Source organism: Mycolicibacterium xanthum (genome assembly GCF_019710635.1).
GTDB classification, from domain to species: domain Bacteria; phylum Actinomycetota; class Actinomycetes; order Mycobacteriales; family Mycobacteriaceae; genus Mycobacterium; species Mycobacterium xanthum.
The window spans coordinates 183,899-201,380 of sequence record NZ_JAIFZS010000008.1 but is presented as its reverse complement, the minus strand read 5'-3'; the positions used below and the strand labels follow the sequence as shown (position 1 = coordinate 201,380).

19 protein-coding genes and 1 tRNA gene are annotated in these 17,482 nt (G+C 69.6%); 7 read left to right on the top strand and 13 right to left on the bottom strand.

All coding sequences use genetic code 11. The annotated features are described in order from the left end of the window. Positions 1-3 precede the first annotated feature (3 nt). Positions 4-444: a MarR family winged helix-turn-helix transcriptional regulator gene (locus JDV09_RS05330; protein ID WP_221368061.1), complete on the top strand. Its 441-nt coding sequence runs from the start codon at positions 4-6 to the stop codon at positions 442-444. A gap of 22 nt (positions 445-466) precedes the next feature. Here JDV09_RS05330 and JDV09_RS26560 read toward each other — a convergent pair whose 3' ends face one another. Next, complete coding sequence (locus tag JDV09_RS26560) at positions 467-1,021, bottom strand: hypothetical protein (protein ID WP_255604849.1); 555 nt, start codon at positions 1,019-1,021, stop codon at positions 467-469. Between the two features lie 156 nt (positions 1,022-1,177). Beyond that, positions 1,178-1,912 carry a VIT1/CCC1 transporter family protein gene (locus tag JDV09_RS05320; RefSeq protein WP_221368060.1) on the bottom strand — a complete coding sequence of 245 codons (735 nt, stop codon included), beginning with the start codon at positions 1,910-1,912 and terminating at the stop codon, positions 1,178-1,180. 102 nt (positions 1,913-2,014) lie between these two features. On the opposite strand from JDV09_RS05320, the gene JDV09_RS05315 reads away from it, so the two are divergent. Next, positions 2,015-3,937, top strand: a complete 1,923-nt coding sequence (locus tag JDV09_RS05315; RefSeq protein ID WP_221368059.1) for an acyl-CoA dehydrogenase family protein — start codon at positions 2,015-2,017, stop codon at positions 3,935-3,937. A gap of 1 nt (position 3,938) precedes the next feature. Here the strand turns inward: JDV09_RS05315 and JDV09_RS05310 are convergent, their stop codons facing one another. The 3 genes from JDV09_RS05310 to JDV09_RS05300 form a co-directional block, all read right to left on the bottom strand. Continuing rightward, positions 3,939-4,406 carry an LppP/LprE family lipoprotein gene (locus JDV09_RS05310; protein WP_221368058.1) on the bottom strand — a complete coding sequence of 156 codons (468 nt, stop codon included), beginning with the start codon at positions 4,404-4,406 and terminating at the stop codon, positions 3,939-3,941. A gap of 66 nt (positions 4,407-4,472) precedes the next feature. Continuing rightward, positions 4,473-4,709, bottom strand: coding sequence for a hypothetical protein (locus JDV09_RS05305; protein WP_221368057.1), 237 nt, complete (start codon positions 4,707-4,709; stop codon positions 4,473-4,475). Positions 4,710-4,988: 279 nt separating this feature from the next. After that, a tRNA-Asn gene (locus JDV09_RS05300) sits at positions 4,989-5,064 on the bottom strand. A gap of 157 nt (positions 5,065-5,221) precedes the next feature. Here JDV09_RS05300 and JDV09_RS05295 point away from each other — a divergent pair. Then, entirely contained in the window at positions 5,222-5,473 is a 252-nt protein-coding gene (locus JDV09_RS05295) for a hypothetical protein (RefSeq protein WP_221368056.1), read from the top strand. Between the two features lie 3 nt (positions 5,474-5,476). On the opposite strand, the gene JDV09_RS05290 is transcribed toward JDV09_RS05295, so the two are convergent. The 3 genes from JDV09_RS05290 to JDV09_RS05280 are packed head-to-tail and all read right to left on the bottom strand — an operon-like array spanning position 5,477 to position 9,089. Then, positions 5,477-5,770: a DUF7155 family protein gene (locus JDV09_RS05290; RefSeq protein WP_221368231.1), complete on the bottom strand. Its 294-nt coding sequence runs from the start codon at positions 5,768-5,770 to the stop codon at positions 5,477-5,479. A gap of 60 nt (positions 5,771-5,830) precedes the next feature. Further along, entirely contained in the window at positions 5,831-7,774 is a 1,944-nt protein-coding gene (gene dnaG, locus JDV09_RS05285) for a DNA primase (RefSeq protein ID WP_308124011.1), read from the bottom strand. A gap of 31 nt (positions 7,775-7,805) precedes the next feature. Then, positions 7,806-9,089, bottom strand: coding sequence for a deoxyguanosinetriphosphate triphosphohydrolase (locus JDV09_RS05280; RefSeq protein ID WP_221368055.1), 1,284 nt, complete (start codon positions 9,087-9,089; stop codon positions 7,806-7,808). Positions 9,090-9,160: 71 nt separating this feature from the next. Between JDV09_RS05280 and JDV09_RS05275 the strand changes: the two genes are divergently transcribed. Further along, positions 9,161-11,248, top strand: coding sequence for a TPM domain-containing protein (locus JDV09_RS05275; protein ID WP_221368054.1), 2,088 nt, complete (start codon positions 9,161-9,163; stop codon positions 11,246-11,248). A gap of 112 nt (positions 11,249-11,360) precedes the next feature. Here the strand turns inward: JDV09_RS05275 and JDV09_RS05270 are convergent, their stop codons facing one another. After that, positions 11,361-12,755, bottom strand: coding sequence for a glycine--tRNA ligase (locus tag JDV09_RS05270; RefSeq protein WP_221368053.1), 1,395 nt, complete (start codon positions 12,753-12,755; stop codon positions 11,361-11,363). Between the two features lie 87 nt (positions 12,756-12,842). Here JDV09_RS05270 and JDV09_RS05265 point away from each other — a divergent pair, with 87 nt between their 5' ends. Next, positions 12,843-13,205 carry an ArsR/SmtB family transcription factor gene (locus JDV09_RS05265; protein WP_221368052.1) on the top strand — a complete coding sequence of 121 codons (363 nt, stop codon included), beginning with the start codon at positions 12,843-12,845 and terminating at the stop codon, positions 13,203-13,205. Then, entirely contained in the window at positions 13,202-13,606 is a 405-nt protein-coding gene (locus JDV09_RS05260) for a Fur family transcriptional regulator (protein WP_221368051.1), read from the top strand. Before JDV09_RS05265 ends, JDV09_RS05260 begins: the two co-directional genes overlap by 4 nt. Here JDV09_RS05260 and JDV09_RS05255 read toward each other — a convergent pair. The 4 genes from JDV09_RS05255 to recO are packed head-to-tail and all read right to left on the bottom strand — an operon-like array spanning position 13,603 to position 15,895. Next, on the bottom strand, positions 13,603-13,794 hold the full coding sequence (locus tag JDV09_RS05255) for a hypothetical protein (RefSeq protein ID WP_221368050.1): 192 nt from the start codon (positions 13,792-13,794) through the stop codon (positions 13,603-13,605). The two genes, JDV09_RS05260 and JDV09_RS05255, sit on opposite strands and share 4 nt — an antisense overlap. Positions 13,795-13,808: 14 nt before the next feature. Then, complete coding sequence (locus JDV09_RS05250) at positions 13,809-14,216, bottom strand: hypothetical protein (RefSeq protein ID WP_221368049.1); 408 nt, start codon at positions 14,214-14,216, stop codon at positions 13,809-13,811. A gap of 7 nt (positions 14,217-14,223) precedes the next feature. Further along, positions 14,224-15,117, bottom strand: coding sequence for a decaprenyl diphosphate synthase (locus tag JDV09_RS05245; protein ID WP_221368048.1), 894 nt, complete (start codon positions 15,115-15,117; stop codon positions 14,224-14,226). After that, positions 15,053-15,895, bottom strand: a complete 843-nt coding sequence (gene recO, locus JDV09_RS05240) for a DNA repair protein RecO (protein ID WP_221368047.1) — start codon at positions 15,893-15,895, stop codon at positions 15,053-15,055. Before recO ends, JDV09_RS05245 begins: the two co-directional genes overlap by 65 nt. 62 nt (positions 15,896-15,957) lie before the next feature. Here recO and JDV09_RS05235 point away from each other — a divergent pair, with 62 nt between their 5' ends. Beyond that, positions 15,958-17,481, top strand: a complete 1,524-nt coding sequence (locus tag JDV09_RS05235; RefSeq protein ID WP_221368046.1) for an amidase — start codon at positions 15,958-15,960, stop codon at positions 17,479-17,481. The last annotated feature ends 1 nt before the right edge of the window (position 17,482 follow it).

Here is a 17,482-nt window from a genome sequence, read left to right as displayed (position 1 = left end):
GGCATGTCCCAGACCCTCGGCGCGGATCTGCTCTCGGTGGTTTCCCGGATCAACCGGCTGGCCAACCAGCGCGTCCGGATGCCGATCCCGTTCGCGCAGGCCCGCCTGCTGTCCACCATCGAGGACCAGGGCGAGGCACGGATCTCCGATCTCGCCGCGCTGGACCACTGCAGCCAGCCGACGATGACCACCCAGGTCCGCCGGCTCGAGGACGCGGGACTGGTTACCCGCACCGCCGACCCGGGCGACGCCCGCGCGGTGCTGATCCGGATCACCCCCGAGGGGGTGGCCGCGCTGCGGCAGGCCCGCGCGGACCGCGGGGCGGTGTTCGACCCGTACCTCGAGCGGCTCACCCAGGCCGACCGCGAGTGTCTGGCCGATGCCGTCGAAGTGATGCGCCGGTTGCTGCGGGACGCCGGCGCCCCGGTTCCGACCCGCCGCTGAGATCGCCCGTTCGCCCCATGGCCTACTTCTCCGCGCGCTTGGCGCCGTGGCCTTCTGGGCCGGGCGCGATGTCCACCTTGCCAGCCACCACCTCGTCGGGTGCGAGAGCTCCGATGTTGCCGCGGTATCCGTGGATGAACGTGTTGAGCTTTGCGATTTGTTCTTCCATGACTCTGCGGAGTTCCACGACCACGCCCAATGGGGACGGAGCGGAGATGTCGGGCTTGAACTGGGCGAGCCGGTCGTCGCTGGACACCGCGATCACGGTTTGCACGGTGTCGCGGTAGCGGCTGAAGCCGTCGACAAGCTCCGCGGCGACCGCCGAGCGGGCCTCGGCGGGGCGGGTGAGCCGCAGAATCGCCTCTCTCGCGACTGTCGGGGTGGGCAGGCCGCGGGCGGCGGCGATGCGTTCCAACTCCTCGAGTTCCTCGGGGTTGAGCCGGATCTGCAGTGTCTTGCTGCGGCCGTTGCCGCGAGTCACTGTCGAGGTGGTGATGGGGGCGTTGGGGTCGGCTTCGACAGCGTCGCCCTCCTCGGCCAGGAGGTCGGCGAGGTTTTGGTCGTTCTTGGTGGTCATGTCATACCTCAGTGAAGATAGATGCGGCGGTCTCGCTCGTTGGCGGGCCAGGCGTTCGCACCATGCGTGGTGCCGTCGTCGTCGATGACGAGCCGGCACTCGACGAGCTGACCGATCGGGCCCGTGCGGTGACCCTGGGCAGCGACAGCTGAGGAATCAGGTGACCGCGACCCCCACCAGGAGGCCGACCAGATAGGTCGCCGCGATCGCCACCGTGCCGAACAGCAACTGCCGCAACGCCGACCACACCTTGTGCTGGCGGGTGAAGGTCGCCGCCGCGGCCCCGGCGATCATCAGCCCCACCCCGCCGAACACCAGCCCGACCCACAGCGACTCGTAGCCCAGCAGATACGGGATCAGCGGGATGATCGCGCCGATGGCGAACAGCACGAACGACGAACCCGCCGCCACCCACGGAGACGGCTTCTCCCACGGGTCCACGCCCAGCTCCTGGACCATGTGGAAGTTCAGCGCCTTCTTCTCGTCGCGGTGGATCTCGTCGGTCGCCTTCGCCGCGGTCTCCGGTGACATCCCCATATTGGTCAGGATCGCGACCAGCTCGGCCCGCTCGGCCTGCGGATCTGTCTCGAACGCCGAGCGTTCCACCCGCACCTCGGAGTCGATCTGCTCGTTGGCCGTCATGACCGACGTGTACTCCCCCAGCGCCATCGAGAACGCGCCTGCGAGCAGTCCGGCCACGCCGCTGATGACGACGGTGTGCGCGCTGGCGCTGGCCGCCACACCCGCGATCAGCGCGGTGTTGCTGACCAGACCGTCCATCGCGCCGAACGTCGCAGCGCGCAGCCACCCGCCGCTCACGTCGGCGTGCGTGTGGTCGGCGATGTGCGGCGTGCCGGTCGGCGACACGGGGTCGTCCACTGGATCTGTCATGGGAACGATTCAACGCCAGCGCGTCGGCCACCGCGAACTCAGGATGACCTGGGTTCGCCACATCATGGTTTGCCGAAGCGCCCACAGGGCTACCTTCGAGATATGACCACCACCGCGGAGCATCTACGCAACTCGCTGGACGGCCGGTTCCGGGACGTGAAGAACAGGATGCGGCGCGAACTCGCCGACGAGGTCTTCCGGCCGCACTACACGCCCAACACCGTCATCGCCCGCACGAAGGTCGGCGAGCAACTGAAGATCATGGCGTCCCGCGGTGCTGCCGAGGACGGTTTCAAGAAGGAACACGGCGGCAACGGCGACGTCGGCGCCGCCATCACCCAGATCGAGATGCTGGCGATGAGCGACCTCTCGCTGATGGTCAAGGCCGGCGTGCAGTGGGGGTTGTTCGGCGGCGCCGTCGAGAACCTCGGCACCGAGCGCCACCACCAGGCCTATGTGCGGCGGATCATCGACCTGGACCTGTTGGGCTGCTTCGCGATGACCGAGACCGGGCACGGCAGCGACGTGCAGGCGCTGGAGACCACGGCCACCTACGATCCGGGCACCGAGGAGTTCGTGATCGACTCGCCGACCCGCACCGCGCGCAAGGACTACATCGGCGGAGCCGCCCAAACCGCCCGGGTGGCTGCGGTTTTCGCTCAGCTGATCACCGCCGACGGGGTCAACCACGGGGTGCACTGCCTGGTGGTGCCGATCCGCGACGACGACGGCAACGACCTGCCGGGCGTGACCACCTCGGACTGTCACTACAAGGGCGGACTGCCCGGCGTGGACAACGGGCGCATCCAGTTCGACCATGTGCGCGTCCCGCGGGAGAACCTGCTGAACAAGTACGCCGACGTCGCAGCAGACGGCAGCTACAGCTCGCCGATCGAGAACCCCAACCGCCGGTTCTTCACGATGCTGGGCACGCTCATCCGGGGACGGGTCACCGTCGGGGGCAGCGCCGGCGCGGCGGCCCGGGTGGCCCTCGACATCGCCACCCGGTATGCGCTGCAACGCCGGCAGTTCACCGCCCCGGACGACGAACAGGAGGTGCTGCTGATGGACTATCTGATCCACCAGCGCCGGCTGCTTCCGCTCATCGCCCGGTCCTACGCACTGCAGTTCGCACAGAACGAGCTGGTGTCACGCTGCCACGAGCTGCAGACCGCCGACGATCCCGACCCCGAGGACCAGCGTGAGCTGGAGTCCCGGGCGGCCGGGCTGAAGGCGGCCAACACCTGGCATGCCACCCACGCCATCCAGGAGGCCCGCGAAGCCTGCGGCGGCGCAGGCTATCTCGCCGAGAACCGGCTGATCGCACTGAAGGCCGACACCGACGTGTTCACCACCTTCGAGGGGGACAACCACGTGTTGACCCAGTTGGTCGCCAAGGAGCTGCTGACCGCCTACGCCGACGACATCAAGGGCATGAGCCCGGTCGAATGGGTGCGCTTCGCGGCGAATTTCGCCGGCGAGCGGGTGATGAAACGCACTGCGGCACAGACCATCATGCAGACGATCCTGGACACCCGCCAGGACAACGAGGAAGAGGGCAGCCTCTTCAACCGCGGCACCCAGGTGAAGATGTTCGAGGACCGGGAGGAGTACATGCTGGCCTCGGTGGCGCGCCGGCTGCAGGGCAAGTCCAAGGAGATGAGCGCGTTCGACGCGTTCAACGCGGTGCAGGACCACGTGCTGCACGCCGCCGGCGCGCACATCGACCGGATCGTGCTGGAGGCGTTCGTGGCGGGCATCGACTCCTGCGAAGACGAGGAGACCCGGCAGATCCTCGGCATGGTGTGCGACCTCTACGCGTTGTCGGTGATCGAGCAGGACAAGGCCTGGTTCGTCGAGCACCGGTTCCTGTCGACCGAGCGCGCGAAGGCGGTCACCCGCGGTATCAACGACCGCTGCCGCCGGCTACGGCCACTCGCGGAAACCCTCGTCGACGGGTTCGGCATCCCCGAGCAGCTGCGCTACGCCGAGATGCTGCACCCGGAGAACATCCCCGACGAGTGACTCACGGCCCCGGGATCGGATCGAGCACCGTCAGCCTGCCGTCCTCGAGGGTGACCCGCGCCGACCCGATTCCGGTCGGACAGCACGGCTGGTCCTCGCCCTGGCGCCACTGGTACTGAACGACGGCGTTGTGGTCGCCCTGCGGCGTCACCGTGATGTACGTGCGCGGATCCGGTGTCGGCCAGCCGACCGGCGCCGCACCGTCGAAGAACAGCGCCTGCTGCGGGCTGTCGGGCGCGGTGCCCGAAGCGACCACCACCCAGTAGAGCTGACAGTCCGGGGTGTTCCCGCGCGAAATCTCCCGCCAGGAGCCCGCGGGCAGCATCGAGGTCTCTGCGCCGATCGCGTCCGCGCCCGGGCCCGGACCGCAGTCGGCGGTGCTGGTGGGCGGCGCCGACGGTGGGCTCCAGCCACAGGCGGTCAGGGTGACCAACGCCACCAACGCCACCGACAGACCTGTCACTCGCATGACGACAGGTTAGCGGCTACCCACCGGCGAACGGTCCGAGAGCCAATTCCGTTGCGTCGAGCGCCTTTAGCAGGTGCCCCATGGCACCGCACCGCAGGCCACCCTGGCGCGGTCCTGCGGGCTGAACGACGCCGTCGCAAGGGTCGTCGGATCCGGGGACGGCTCAACCGTCGCTCCGGTGCCACCGTCATGGTAGGTGCCGTCCTTCGGGTAGGTGCCCGCCCGGGCGACGTCGACGCCCACCCCGCCCAACAGCGCGGCGGCACCGACGATTGCGGCAATCATCCTGAGCTTCATCGGCATTTCGCCTCCTCGATTCACTGGCGATGCGGTTCTGCGCTGAACCGAAATCTGGGACAGGACGAAACCCTTTGGACCAGAGCGTCCTTCCCGAGGTCAACGTCGGATGAATTCACCGTAACCGGACGCAACCCCGGTTTGCCGCGTCCGCAGCATGTTCATGGGAAAGGCACAGTGGTCCCGATGACCAGGGTGGGGATGTGCCGCAGCCCACCGGGACGTACGCGGCCAACCGTGCGGGACACGGCCGTCTCGAGGTGGAGCAGAGGTGCTGAACGGGTGTGGCTCCCCCGGCTGGACTCGAACCAGCAACCCTTCGGTTAACAGCCGAATGCTCTGCCAATTGAGCTACAGGGGATTGCCCTCCCGCGGGTCTGCGCCGCGGGCCAGAGAGCACTCTAGCCTACGTCTGGTTGCACTCGCCAATACGATCCCGACCGGGCGCGCACCGGCACCGGTGAGGCAGGATGGACGGGGACAACATCGACACGTCAGACACCCCTGGGAGGAACCCTGTGATCGGGTATGTCGCCGTCCTGGCCGTCGGCTACGTGATGGGAACCAAGGCGGGCAGACAGCGCTACGAGCAGATCGCGGGAACCTGCCGGGCCGTCACCGGCAGCCCGGCCGCCAAGGCCGTCATCGACGCGGGCCGGCGCAAGATCGCCGAACGGGTCTCCCCCGACCCGGCCCTGGTCAAGCTGACACCGATCGACACCGGCACCGAGGTGATGGAGCCGGAGTCGACGAAGAGCGAGCAGAGCTGAGAGTTAGCCGATTTCCTGGCTGATGGTGGTGCCGGGCAGCAGCGGGCCGGTGTAGAAGCCGAAACCGTAGTCACCGAACCCGACGTTCGGGCTGCCGATGGTCACACCGGAGCCGTTGGAGTAGGACAGGCAGTTGCCGTCCTCCTTGTTGCCGAACCACGCCAGGCACGGCGGACCGGCGTTAACCTGGGCGTCGGTGCTGGTCAGAGACACGTAGAGGGGCACGGCGACGGCCGCGGCGGCAAAGGCGCCTGCGATCAGCCGCGTCGAATTGTTCCTGATCTTGTCCACCAGAATCTCCCAGCTCGCGTTATCCCCGACGGAATGAGCGCAACCACCATAACCCGGATCGCCCCGTCACGCAGTCAGGTCGTCACCACTTGCCTGTTGCAGCAGGCTGCGCCGGTAGGACTCCATCGCCACCAGGTCGCCGAACAGGGCGTGGTATTCGTCACCCTGCTCGACCGGCGACATTCGCTGCAGCTTGGACTTGACCTCGGCGATCTGCCGGCCGATCCACACCTCCTGCAGGCGTGCGATGACCCCACCGATGTAGCGGGGCAGCACCTCGTCGTCGGCGTTGATGGCCTCCACACCCAGCTCGTTGACCAGGCTGGCGGCCTGCGGCGAGGCGACCTGCTCGCGGACCAGCTCGATCCACTGCGCCCCGGTAACCCCCGTCGACGTGCCGCCGGCCGCCTCGATCGCCGCACGCACCGCCGCGTAACCGGGGTGGGTGAAGCTCTCGGCGGCCAGCGAGTCGAACACCGGACCGGCCAGTGCGGGGTACTGCAACGCCGACTTGAGCGCCTCCCGCTGCGGCCACAGGGTGGGGTCGGCCGGGTCGGGCCGCGCCGCGGGTTCGGCGGCGGCCCGCGGCGGCGCGGGCTGATCGCGATCGGGGGCCGGCCGGCGACGTGACCTGTCGGGCATGCCCCGCTTGGCCGCCTCCTCGCGCACCCGGGTCAGCACCTGCCCCTCGTCGCGCCAGCCGGTCCACCCGGCCAGTCGGCGCGCGTACTCGTCGCGCAGCGCGTAGTCGCGGATGCGCGCCACCAGCGGCACACACCTGCGCAACGCGTCGACCTGGGCCTGTGGGTCGTTGTCCAGCGCATCCCCGTCGGGGATCAGGCTGCGGATGGCGAATTCGAACATCGGGATGCGCCGGGCCACCAGGTCGCGCAGCGCGCCGTCGCCGGACCGCAGCCGCAGATCGCACGGGTCCATCCCGTCGGCGGCGATGGCGACGAACGACTTGCCGGCCACCTGCTGGTCGCCGTCGAAGGCCTTCAGCGCCGCCGCCTGACCGGCCGCGTCGCCGTCGAACACGAAGATCAGCTCGCCGCGATACCAGTTGTCGTCCATCATCAGCCGGCGCAGCAGGGCCAGGTGCCCGTCGCCGAACGCGGTGCCGCACGACGCGACGGCGGTGGTCTCACCGGCGAGGTGCATCGCCATCACGTCGGTGTAGCCCTCCACCACCACCGCGCGGTGCGACTTGGCGATGTCCCGCTTGGCCAGATCCAGGCCGAACAGCACCGAGGACTTCTTGTAGAGCACCGTCTCGGGGGTGTTGACGTACTTGGCCTCCATCGGGTCGTCGTCGAAGATCCGCCGGGCGCCGAACCCGATCACCTCGCCGCCGCCGGCCCGGATCGGCCAGAGCAGCCTGCGGTGGAACCGGTCCATCGGCCCGCGACGGCCCTCCCGCGACAGCCCGGCCGCCTCCAGCTCCTTGAACTCGAATCCCTTGCGCAGCAGGTGCTTTGTCAGCGAGTCCCACCCCGAGGGGGCGAACCCGCAGCCGAACCGGGCGGCGGCGTCGGCGTCGAAGTTGCGCTCGATCAGATACTGGCGCGCCGGGGCGGCCTCGTCGGAGGACAGCGCGGCGGCGTAGAACTCCTGCGCGGCGGAGTTGGCGGCCAGCAGCCTGCTGCGGCTGCCCCGGTCCCGTTGCACGTTGGTGGTGGACCCACCGGTGTAGGTGACGGTGTAGCCGACCCGGTCGGCGAGCAGTTCGACGGCTTCGACGAAGCTGACGTGCTCGATCTTCTGCAGGAACGCGTAGACGTCGCCGCCCTCACCGCAACCGAAGCAGTGGAAATGTCCGTGGTTGGGCCGGACGTGGAACGACGGCGACTTCTCGTCGTGGAACGGGCACAGGCCCTTGAGCGAATCCGCGCCGGCCCGGCGCAGCTGCACGTAGTCGCCGACGACGTCGTCGATGCCGACCTGTTCGCGGATGGCGGCGATGTCGCGGTCGGGGATTCTGCCCCTGCCCCGGGTCACGTCTGCCGCCACCCGGTCAGTCTAGAGGCCGCCGACGGTCCGGCTACGCGGGTTCGAGCCGTTCCAGGCGTCCTTCGGTGAACGACGCCACCTGGTCGATCACCACCCGCAGCCGGGCGTCGTCGTCGGCGGCGGCGTTGAACTCCGGGGCGAACAGCGGATCCAGCGTCGACGGCGCGCCAGCCAGCACGAACTGCAGCGCCGCGGCGATCCGGTCGCGCTGGCGAGCCTGCAGATCCAGGTGCCGCGGGTCCGACATGATGAACTGCAGCGCCAGGATCTTGAGCACCGCGACCTCGGCGCGGACCACGGTCGGCACCTCGAGGTCGGTGCGGTAGCGCACCAGCCGGCCGGGGCCGCAGGCGTCGCGGGTCGCCGCGATCGCCGAGGACGCGAACCGGCCGACCAGCTCGCTGGTCATCGTCTTCAGCGCCACCGACGCGGTCAGCGTGCCGTCGTACTTGCCGACCGCGGCCACCGCGGGCAGCGCCGAGAGCCGCCCGGCCGCCTCGACCAGGTCGGCGGCGGCCAGGCCGCCGCCCATGCCGTGGGACTGACCCAGCCGGCCCAGCGCACCGACCGCATCGTCGTCGGCGAGCACCCGCAGGTCGATGCGCCCGGAGATGACGCCGTCCTCGACGTCGTGCACCGAGTAGGCGACATCGTCGGCCCAGTCCATGATCTGGGCCTCCAGGCACGGCTGGCGGTCGGGCGCGTCGCCGCGCACCCAGGCCGCCGCGGCCGCGTCGTCGGCGTAGAAGCCGAACTTGCCGCCCTCGGGTGGCCGGTACCACGGATACTTCGTCACCGCGTCCAACGCCGCCCTGGTCAGGTTCAGGCCTGCGCTAATCGGCGGATCCACTTTCGCGTCAAGGACTTTGGGTTCCAACCGGGTGAGGATCCGGAAGTTCTGCGCGTTGCCCTCGAACCCCCCGCAACCCTCGGCGAGCTGGTTGAGCGCACGCTCCCCGTTGTGCCCGTAGGGCGGATGCCCGATGTCGTGCGCCAGCCCGGCCAGGTCGACCAGGTCCGGGTCGGCGCCCAACCCGACCGCCATCCCCCGGCCGATCTGGGCCACCTCCAGCGAGTGGGTCAGCCGGGTCCGCGGGGTCTCGCTCTGGCGTGGGCCCACCACCTGGGTCTTGTCCGCGAGGCGGCGCAGCGCCGCGCAGTGCAGCACCCGGGCCCGGTCGCGGGCGAAGTCGGTACGGTGCTCGGTGCCGGTACCCGGCAGCGCGGCAGCCTTGGGCGGTTCGACCACCAGCCGTTGCCGGTCGAACTCGTCGTAGGGATCGCGGGGGTCGCGCCGCGTCGGGTCAGTAGCCACCGACGCACAGTCTGCCAGGCGGTTCACCGCGTAACCGCTGCTGCCGTGGCGCACCCCACTAGATTGACGTCATGCGTGTCGCCCGCCTGCTGCCCGTGCTGCTCACGGTTGTACTGATCGGACTGCTCGGGGCGCCGGCGGCGTCGGCCAAGCCCCCGTTCCGCATCCCGGACTACATCACCGACGAGACCGGCACACTGTCGGCGGCACAGCGTTCCGAGGTCGAGGACGCGGTGAACCGGCTCTACGACCAGAAGCGGGTCCGCCTGTGGGTGGTGTTCGTCGACGAGTTCGGACAGAGCGCACTGAGCTGGGCCCAGTCCACCATGCGGCTCAGCGATTTCGGCGACCGCGACGCCCTGCTGGCGGTGGCCGTCACCGAACGCGCCTACGCGTTCCAGGTGCCCACCGCGGTGATGTCGCAGTCCGCGGCCGAGAGCCTGCAGGTCGACAGAATCGAACCGGCGCTGCGCGCCGACGACTTCGCGGGCGCCGCGGTGGCCGCCGCCGACGGCATCGCCGGGCAGACCGCCTCGCGCACGACCGCGCCGTCGGGCTCGCCCGCGGGCACCCCGGGCACGTCGGGGAAATCCAAGGGATCGCCGGTGACGATGATCGTCATCCTCGGCGTGCTGGCAGTCGGTGTGGTCCTGATGGTGCTGTGGTCACGCCGGAGGCGGGGCAAGCGCCGGGCCGCCGACCTGGAGGCCGCGCGCAAGCTGGATCCCGCCGACCCGCAGGCGCTGGCGTCGGTGCCGATCGACGCACTCGACGACCTGAGCAGGCTCATCGTCGTCGACGTCGACAACGCCGTGCGCACCAGCGAGAGCGAACTCACCCTGGCCGAAGACGAATTCGGCACGTCGCAGACCGAGCCGTTCCGCCGGGCGGTCGGCAACGCCCGCACCACGCTGGCCCAGGCGTTCAACGTCCGCCAGACCCTCGACGACTCGGTGCCCGAGACCCCGCAGCAGCGCCGCGACCTGCTGACCCGGGTGATCGTCGCCGCGGCGAAGGCCGACCACGAACTCGACGCCCAGAGCGAGGCCTTCGAGAAGCTGCGCGACCTGGTGATCAATGCGCCGGACCGGCTCGACGCGCTGACCCAGCAGATGATCGACCTGATGGCCCGGATCGGCCCGGCCGAGCAGACCATGGCGACGCTGCACAGCCAGTTCGACGCAACCGCGCTGACGTCGGTCGAGGACAACGTCGCCACCGCCAAGGAGCGGCTGAAGTTCGCCGAACAGAGCATCAGCACCGCGCGCGGGCTGGTCGCGCGGCCCGCCGGTCAGCAGATGGGCCTCGTCGACGCGATCCGCGCCGCGGAGTCGTCCCTGGGTCAGGCGCGGGGCCTGCTGGAGGCGATCGACTCGGCCGGCTCCGACATCAACCGCGCGGTGGCCACGCTGCCGTCGGCGATCACCGACATCCAGAACGGGATCGACGAGGCGGCCAAGCAGTTGCAGCGCGAACCCACCTCGTATCGGGCGCAACTGACGTCGGCACACGCAGCAGCCGTCGCAGCGCTCGCCGATGCGAAGGCGCAGGGCAACACCGACCCGCTGGGCGTGTTCACCCGGCTGACCCAAGCCGACGCCCGGCTGGACCAGTTGCTGGCCAGCGCCGACGAGGAACGCAGCGCCAAGGAGCGGCTGAGCCGCGCCTACGACCAGGCGCTGTTCACCGCGCAGTCACGGGTGCGAGGGGTGTCGGACTTCATCGACACCCGGCGCGGCAGCATCGGACCAGAGGCGCGCACCCGGCTGGCCGAAGCCGTGCGGCAGCTGCAGGCCGCCCAGGACAAGAAGATGACCAACCTCGGCGAGGCGATCGCGCACGCCAACGGCGCGTCCACGCTGGCCAGCCAGGCGCAGTCGCTGGCCAACGACGATGTGCGCGCCGCGCAGCGCAGCTACACCTCCGGCGGCGGCTGGGGCGGCGGCAGCAGCGGCGGCGATCTGGGCGCGGTGATCGGCGGGATCATCATCGGCAACGTGCTGGGCGGCGGCCGGCGCCGCGGCGGATTCGGGGGCGGCATCGGCGGCGGGTTCGGCGGCGGGTTCGGCGGTGGCCGCAGCAGCGGTCGCTCGTCGTCCTACGGCGGGGCGTCGCGATCGTCGGGGCGCAGTTACAGCGGCGGCGGCGGCCGCTTCTGACCCTCGGCCACCCTCAACGCAATCTCGAGCGACCACCCGGCCACGTTGCGCCTACGGCTGTGGCGCGCCGCTCGGAGCGACCCTCAGGGCAATCTCGGACGCCCCCAGGACCTCAGCAGCCCTTGAGCCGGACGGCAAGATAGTCGGAGACCGCGTCGATCGCGACCCGCTCCTGCGTCATCGCGTCACGCTCGCGGATGGTGACCGCGTGGTCCTCCAGCGAGTCGAAGTCCAGCGTCACGCAGAACGGCGTCCCGATCTCGTCCTGGCGGCGGTAGCGCCGGCCGATCGCGCCGGCGTCGTCGAACTCCACGTTCCACGACGTGCGCAGTTCGGCGGCCAGGTCGCGGGCCTTCGGCGACAGATCGGCGTTGCGCGACAGCGGCAGTACCGCCGCCTTCACCGGCGCCAGCCGCGGATCGAGCTTGAGCACGGTGCGCTTGTCCACCCCGCCCTTGGCGTTGGGCGCCTCGTCCTCGGTGTAGGAGTCGACCAGAAACGCCATCAGCGAGCGGGTCAGCCCGGCCGCCGGTTCGATCACATACGGCACGTAGCGCGTGTCGCTGCCCTGGTCGTAGAACGACAGGTCGACACCGGAATGCTCACCGTGCGTGGACAAGTCGAAGTTGGTCCGGTTGGCGATACCTTCCAGCTCACCCCACGGGTTGCCGGCGAAACCGAACTTGTACTCGATGTCCGTGGTGCCCGCCGAGTAGTGCGAGAGCTTCTCCAGCGGATGCTCGTAGAGTCGCAGGTTGTCGCGCTTGATACCGAGGTCGACGTACCACTGCAGCCGGGTGTCGATCCAGTACCGGTGCCATTCCGGCGCCGTGGACGGTTCGACGAAGAACTCCATCTCCATCTGCTCGAACTCGCGGGTCCGGAAGATGAAGTTGCCCGGGGTGATCTCGTTGCGGAAGCTCTTGCCGATCTGGCCGATGCCGAACGGCGGCTTCTTGCGGGCCGTGGTGACGACATTGGCGAAGTTGACGAAGATGCCCTGCGCGGTCTCCGGCCGCAGATAGTGCAGCCCCTCCTCGGTCTCGATCGGACCGAGGTAGGTCTTGAGCATCATGTTGAAGTTGCGCGGCTCGGTCCACTGCCCCTTGGTGCCGCAGTCCGGACACGCGATCTCGGTCATCGGCACCGAATCCGGGTCGTCGAGACCTTTCTTCTGTGCGAAGCCCTCCTGCATGTGGTCCTGGCGGTGCCGCTTGTGACAGCTCAGGCACTCCACCAGCGGGTCATGGAAGACCTCGACGTGGCCGGAGGCCACCCACACCTCGCGGGGCAGGATGATCGCGCTGTCGAGCCCCACGACGTCGTCACGCCCGGTGACGACCGAGCGCCACCACTGCCGCTTGATGTTCTCCTTGAGTTCGACGCCGAGCGGTCCGTAGTCCCAGGCGGACTTGGTGCCGCCATAGATCTCGCCGGACTGGTACACCAGCCCGCGACGTTTGGCCAGGTTTGCAACGGTCTCGATGATCGACGAAGACGGAGCCACGGCGTAACAGCGTAGCGATCCGGTTGAGGCCACCGGCACGGACGTGGCCTGTTGACATGCACGATCACGCATGTATCGTGACGGCTAATGGAAACCGTTTCCACTTCGGCGGGACCGTCGGACCACCACGGACACGACGGCGCGCCGCTGCCGGAGCTGCCCCCGCGCCAGGTACTCGACACCGCGGGCGACCTGCTGCGCGCCCTGGCCGCTCCGGTGCGTATCGCGATCGTGCTGCAGCTGCGCGAGGCCGCCCGCTGCGTGCACGAGCTGGTCGACGTGCTGGATCTGCCCCAGCCCCTGGTCAGCCAGCATCTGCGAATCCTCAAGTCCGCAGGCGTGGTCGAGGGTGAACGGTCCGGCCGCGAGGTCTTGTACCGCCTGGTGGACCACCACCTCGCCGACATCGTCGTCGCCGCGGTCGTGCACTCCGCCGAGGAGACGCCGTGACCGGCGCCGTCCGTTCGACACGTCAGCGCGCCGCCATCACCGCACTGCTGGAGAACATCGAAGGCTTCCGGTCCGCTCAGGAGCTGCACGACGAACTCCGCAGGCGCGGTGAGGGTATCGGGCTGACCACCGTGTACCGCACGCTGCAGCAGATGGCCGCGACCGGACTGGTCGACACGTTGCGCACCGACACCGGCGAGTCGGTGTACCGACGCTGCTCGCAGCATCACCACCATCACCTGGTGTGCCGTGCATGCGGGCGCACCGTCGAGATCCAGGGCCGCCAGGTCGAGAACTGGGCCGCCGACGTCGCCCGCGAACACGGCTTCGTCGACGTCAGCCACACCATCGAGATCTTCGGGCTGTGCGGCCGCTGCGCGCGCGGCTCGTCGGGCAACTAACGCCGCTTACGCCCACGCCACCCGGCGACCGCGACGAGAATTCCGGCGATCGCGATGATCGGCCCGAGGACCGACCACGTGGTGGTGTTGCTCATCGGGCTGCCGGACACCGCGCCGACGCCCTGCAGGGTGAACAGCAGACCGAAGAGCGCGACGACGATCCCGACGACGATCAGCACAGTGCGCACGGGTGTCAGCCTAGTCAGGCCACCAGCGCGCGCCGCACGTCCGCGCCGGTGGCCAACACCATCAGCACCAACGTGCGCAAAGCGTCGTCGGTGAGCCCTGCCGCCGGGAAGTTGTAGCGCAGCAACACATCGCCGGTCTTCCTCGGCCCCGGACCGGCCACCCCGATCTTCTCCACCATCGACACCGTGCCCAGCAGGGTGTCGTGGGCGTGTTTGGCCACCCTGGCCCGGATCTTGGCGTCCAGCGGCAGATCCCAGGCCAGCACCTGGGTCAGCGACACCATCTCCAGGCCCTCGGCGATCGTCACCACCCGCAGCGAAGCGAACGTCTCGTCGTGGGGCACCGTCAACGCGCCGTCGTCCTCCCGCTGCACCGGCAGGATCTCGGCCAGCGCGGCGGCGAGGCGCTCGGTCAGCTCCATCGCGGCCCTAGGTCCTGCCGAAGCGCCGGTTGCGGTGCACGTACTCCTCGCACGCGGCCCACAGATCGCGGCGGTCGTAGTCGGGCCACAGCTTGTCCTGGAAGACGTATTCCGCGTAGGCGGCCTGCCACAGCAGGAAGTTACTGGCCCGTTGCTCCCCCGAGGTCCGGATGAACAGGTCCACATCGGGGATGTCGGCGCGATGCAGGTGCTTGGCGAACATGGCCTCGCTGATCCGCGACGGGGACACCTTGCCGTCCACCGCCTCCTGGGCCAGCGCCCGCGCCGCCTCGACGATCTCGGTGCGTCCGCCGTAGTTCACGCAGTAGTTGATGGTGATGACGTCGTTGCCGACCGTCATCTGCTCGGCGATGTCGAACTCCTTGATCACGCTGCGCCACATCTTCGGTCGCGACCCGACCCAACGCATGTTGACGCCCATCGCGTTCAGGTTCTCCCGGCGCCGGCGCACCACCTCGCGGTTGAAGCCCATCAGGAACCGCACCTCCTCGGTGCTGCGCTTCCAGTTCTCGGTGGAAAACGCATACACCGTCAGGTGCTTGATGCCGATCTCGATCGCCCCGCAGGTGATGTCGATCAGCACGGCCTCACCCATCTTGTGGCCCTCGGTGCGGCCCAGGCCGCGCTGGGTGGCCCAGCGCCCGTTGCCGTCCATCACCACGGCGACGTGGTTGGGCACCTGGCCGGCCGGGATCTGCGGCGCCGACGCCTTGGAGGGGTGCTGCGGTGGCCGGGAGAAGCGGCCGTTGGTGTTCGGCGGCAGATCCGGGAAGACGACAGGCCACGTCGAGGTGTCCGGGAACATCGGGTAATCGTCAGGCGCCGGAGGCAGCTGTGGGTAGCTGACCCTGCCCTTCCGCCCGGTCCGTTCCGTTGCCATGCGCCTCATCCTGCCTGATGCCCGGCACCGCCATCCGATCCGCCCGGTAGACACGCTCGACGAGGGGCAGGGTGCGCAGCTGTCGTTCCAGGTGCCACTGCAGGTGCGCGGCGACCAGGCCGCTGGCCTGGCTGCGATGCGACGCGGAGGTGCTCTGCGCGTGCTCCCAGTCCCCCTCGTGCAGTGCGACCATCAGGTCCAGCACGGCCTGCGGCGGGGTCACCGACCCGGACGGCCGGCAGTGCACACACACGCTTCCCCCCGCCGCCACGTGAAACGCGCGGTGCGGCCCCGGCGCGGCGCACCGGGCACATTCGATCAGCGACGGCGCCCACCCCGCGATGCCCATCGCCCGCAGCAGGTAGGCGTCCAGCACCAGCTCGCGGGGCCGTCGGCCGTCGGCCACCGCGCGCAATGCGGCCACCGTGAGCCGGTGCAGCTCGGGCATCGGGGCGTGCTCCTCACCGGCGAGCCGCTCGGCGGTCTCCAGCATGGCGCAGGCGCAGGTGTAGCGGCCGTAGTCGCTGACGATATCGGAGGCGAACGCGTCGATGGCGACCACCTGGGTGACGATGTCCAGGTTGCGACCGGGATGCAGCTGGACGTCGATGTGCGCGAAAGGCTCCAGCCGGGCACCGAACTTGCTACGGGTTCGGCGCACCCCCTTGGCGACCGCCCGGACCAGACCGTGATCGCGTGTGAGCAGGCTCACGATGCGGTCGGCTTCGCCGAGCTTGTGCTGCCGCAACACCACCGCCCGGTCCCGGTACAGACGCATTCGGCAAGTGTTCCACCGTGAGGTGACGAATTGTCGTTGCAGCGCCGATACTCTCGTAGGCAATGGCCGAAGCTCCTCACCCCAGCACCGGGTCCGGGACCCGATTCCCCACCCTGGGCGACCAGTTGTACGAGCTTGCAAGCGGCACCGTGACATCCACCGAGCTGGTGCGCCGGTCACTGGCGGCGATCGAGGCGAGCCAGGACACCCTCAACGCGTTCCGGGTGGTGCTGACCGAGCAGGCCACCGCCGATGCGGCCGCCGCCGACCGTCGACGTGCGACGGGTCGCGACACATCGGACCAACCGCTGCTCGGCATCCCGATCGCGGTCAAGGACGACGTCGACGTCGCGGGTGTGCCCACCCGCTTCGGCTCCGCCGGAACGGTGCGCGAGGCCACCGCCGACGCCGAGGTGGTGCGGCGGCTGCGCGACGCGGGGGCGGTGATCATCGGCAAGACGAACACCTGCGAGCTCGGCCAGTGGCCGTTCACCAGCGGTCCCGGGTTCGGCCACACCCGCAACCCCTGGTCCCGCGAACACACCCCGGGCGGATCCTCCGGTGGCAGCGCCGCCGCGGTGGCCGCCGGCCTGGTGGCGGCCGCGATCGGCTCCGACGGCGCGGGCAGCGTGCGCATCCCGGCCGCGTGGACGCACCTGGTCGGCATCAAACCTCAGCGGGGACGCATCTCGACCTGGCCACTTCCCGATACGTTCAACGGGATCACGGTCAACGGCGTGCTGGCCCGCACCGTGGCCGACGCAGCCCTGGTGCTCGACGCCGCATCGGGCAACGCCCCCGGCGATCTGCACACCCCACCCCCGGTTCGAGTGGCGGACTCGGTCTCGCAGGCGCCCGGCCCGCTGCGCATCGCGATGTCGACGAAGCTCCCGTTCACGGGTTTCCGCGCCCGGTTGGATCCCCGGATCCGGACCGCCCTGGAGAACGTGGCCGGACAGCTCGAACAGCTCGGCCACACGGTGCAGGCCGCGGATCCCGACTACGGCCTGCGCATGTCCTGGAACTTCCTGTCCCGCTCGATGGCCGGCATCCCGGACTGGGTGGAGCGCCTCGGCCTCGGCGTCGACCTGGACAGGCGCACCACCGCCAACGCCCGAGTGGGGCGGCTGCTGTCCGAGCACGTGCTGCGCAAGGCGCGCGCCCACGAGGCCGTCACACAGCGCCGCGTCGGCTGGATCTTCAATCTCGCCGATGTGGTCATCGCACCCACCACGGCCCAGCCGCCGCCGACGGTCGACGCCTTCGACAACCTCGGCGGAATGTCCACCGACCGGGCGATGATCCGCGCCTGTCCGGTGACCTGGCCGTGGAATCTGCTCGGCTGGCCGTCGATCAACGTGCCCGCCGGGTTCACCCCCGAAGGGCTGCCGATCGGTGTTCAGCTGATGGGCCCGGCCAACAGCGAGCCGTTGCTGGTCTCGCTGGCCGCGGCATTGGAGGCCCTCAACGGTTGGGCGACCCACCAGCCCGACAACTGGTGGGACGGCCGGGCCGCACCACCCGAGCCGGAGCCGGCCGCGACGAATCTCGCCACTCGAGCCTCGGCGGCCGGCGTGGTCGCGTAAT

Bases quoted from the DNA above. Each gene is read 5' to 3' on its own strand.
- JDV09_RS05275 (WP_221368054.1), top strand. From the start codon at position 9,161: ATGCGTGTCGCCCGCCTGCTGCCCGTGCTGCTCACGGTTGTACTGATC.
- JDV09_RS05235 (WP_221368046.1), top strand. From the start codon at position 15,958: ATGGCCGAAGCTCCTCACCCCAGCACCGGGTCCGGGACCCGATTCCCC.
- recO (WP_221368047.1), bottom strand. From the start codon at position 15,895: ATGCGTCTGTACCGGGACCGGGCGGTGGTGTTGCGGCAGCACAAGCTC.
- JDV09_RS05265 (WP_221368052.1), top strand. From the start codon at position 12,843: ATGGAAACCGTTTCCACTTCGGCGGGACCGTCGGACCACCACGGACAC.
- JDV09_RS05320 (WP_221368060.1), bottom strand. From the start codon at position 1,912: ATGACAGATCCAGTGGACGACCCCGTGTCGCCGACCGGCACGCCGCAC.
- JDV09_RS05310 (WP_221368058.1), bottom strand. From the start codon at position 4,406: ATGCGAGTGACAGGTCTGTCGGTGGCGTTGGTGGCGTTGGTCACCCTG.
- JDV09_RS05315 (WP_221368059.1), top strand. From the start codon at position 2,015: ATGACCACCACCGCGGAGCATCTACGCAACTCGCTGGACGGCCGGTTC.
- JDV09_RS26560 (WP_255604849.1), bottom strand. From the start codon at position 1,021: ATGACCACCAAGAACGACCAAAACCTCGCCGACCTCCTGGCCGAGGAG.
- JDV09_RS05245 (WP_221368048.1), bottom strand. From the start codon at position 15,117: ATGGCAACGGAACGGACCGGGCGGAAGGGCAGGGTCAGCTACCCACAG.
- JDV09_RS05250 (WP_221368049.1), bottom strand. From the start codon at position 14,216: ATGGAGCTGACCGAGCGCCTCGCCGCCGCGCTGGCCGAGATCCTGCCG.
- JDV09_RS05330 (WP_221368061.1), top strand. From the start codon at position 4: ATGTCCCAGACCCTCGGCGCGGATCTGCTCTCGGTGGTTTCCCGGATC.
- JDV09_RS05305 (WP_221368057.1), bottom strand. From the start codon at position 4,709: ATGCCGATGAAGCTCAGGATGATTGCCGCAATCGTCGGTGCCGCCGCG.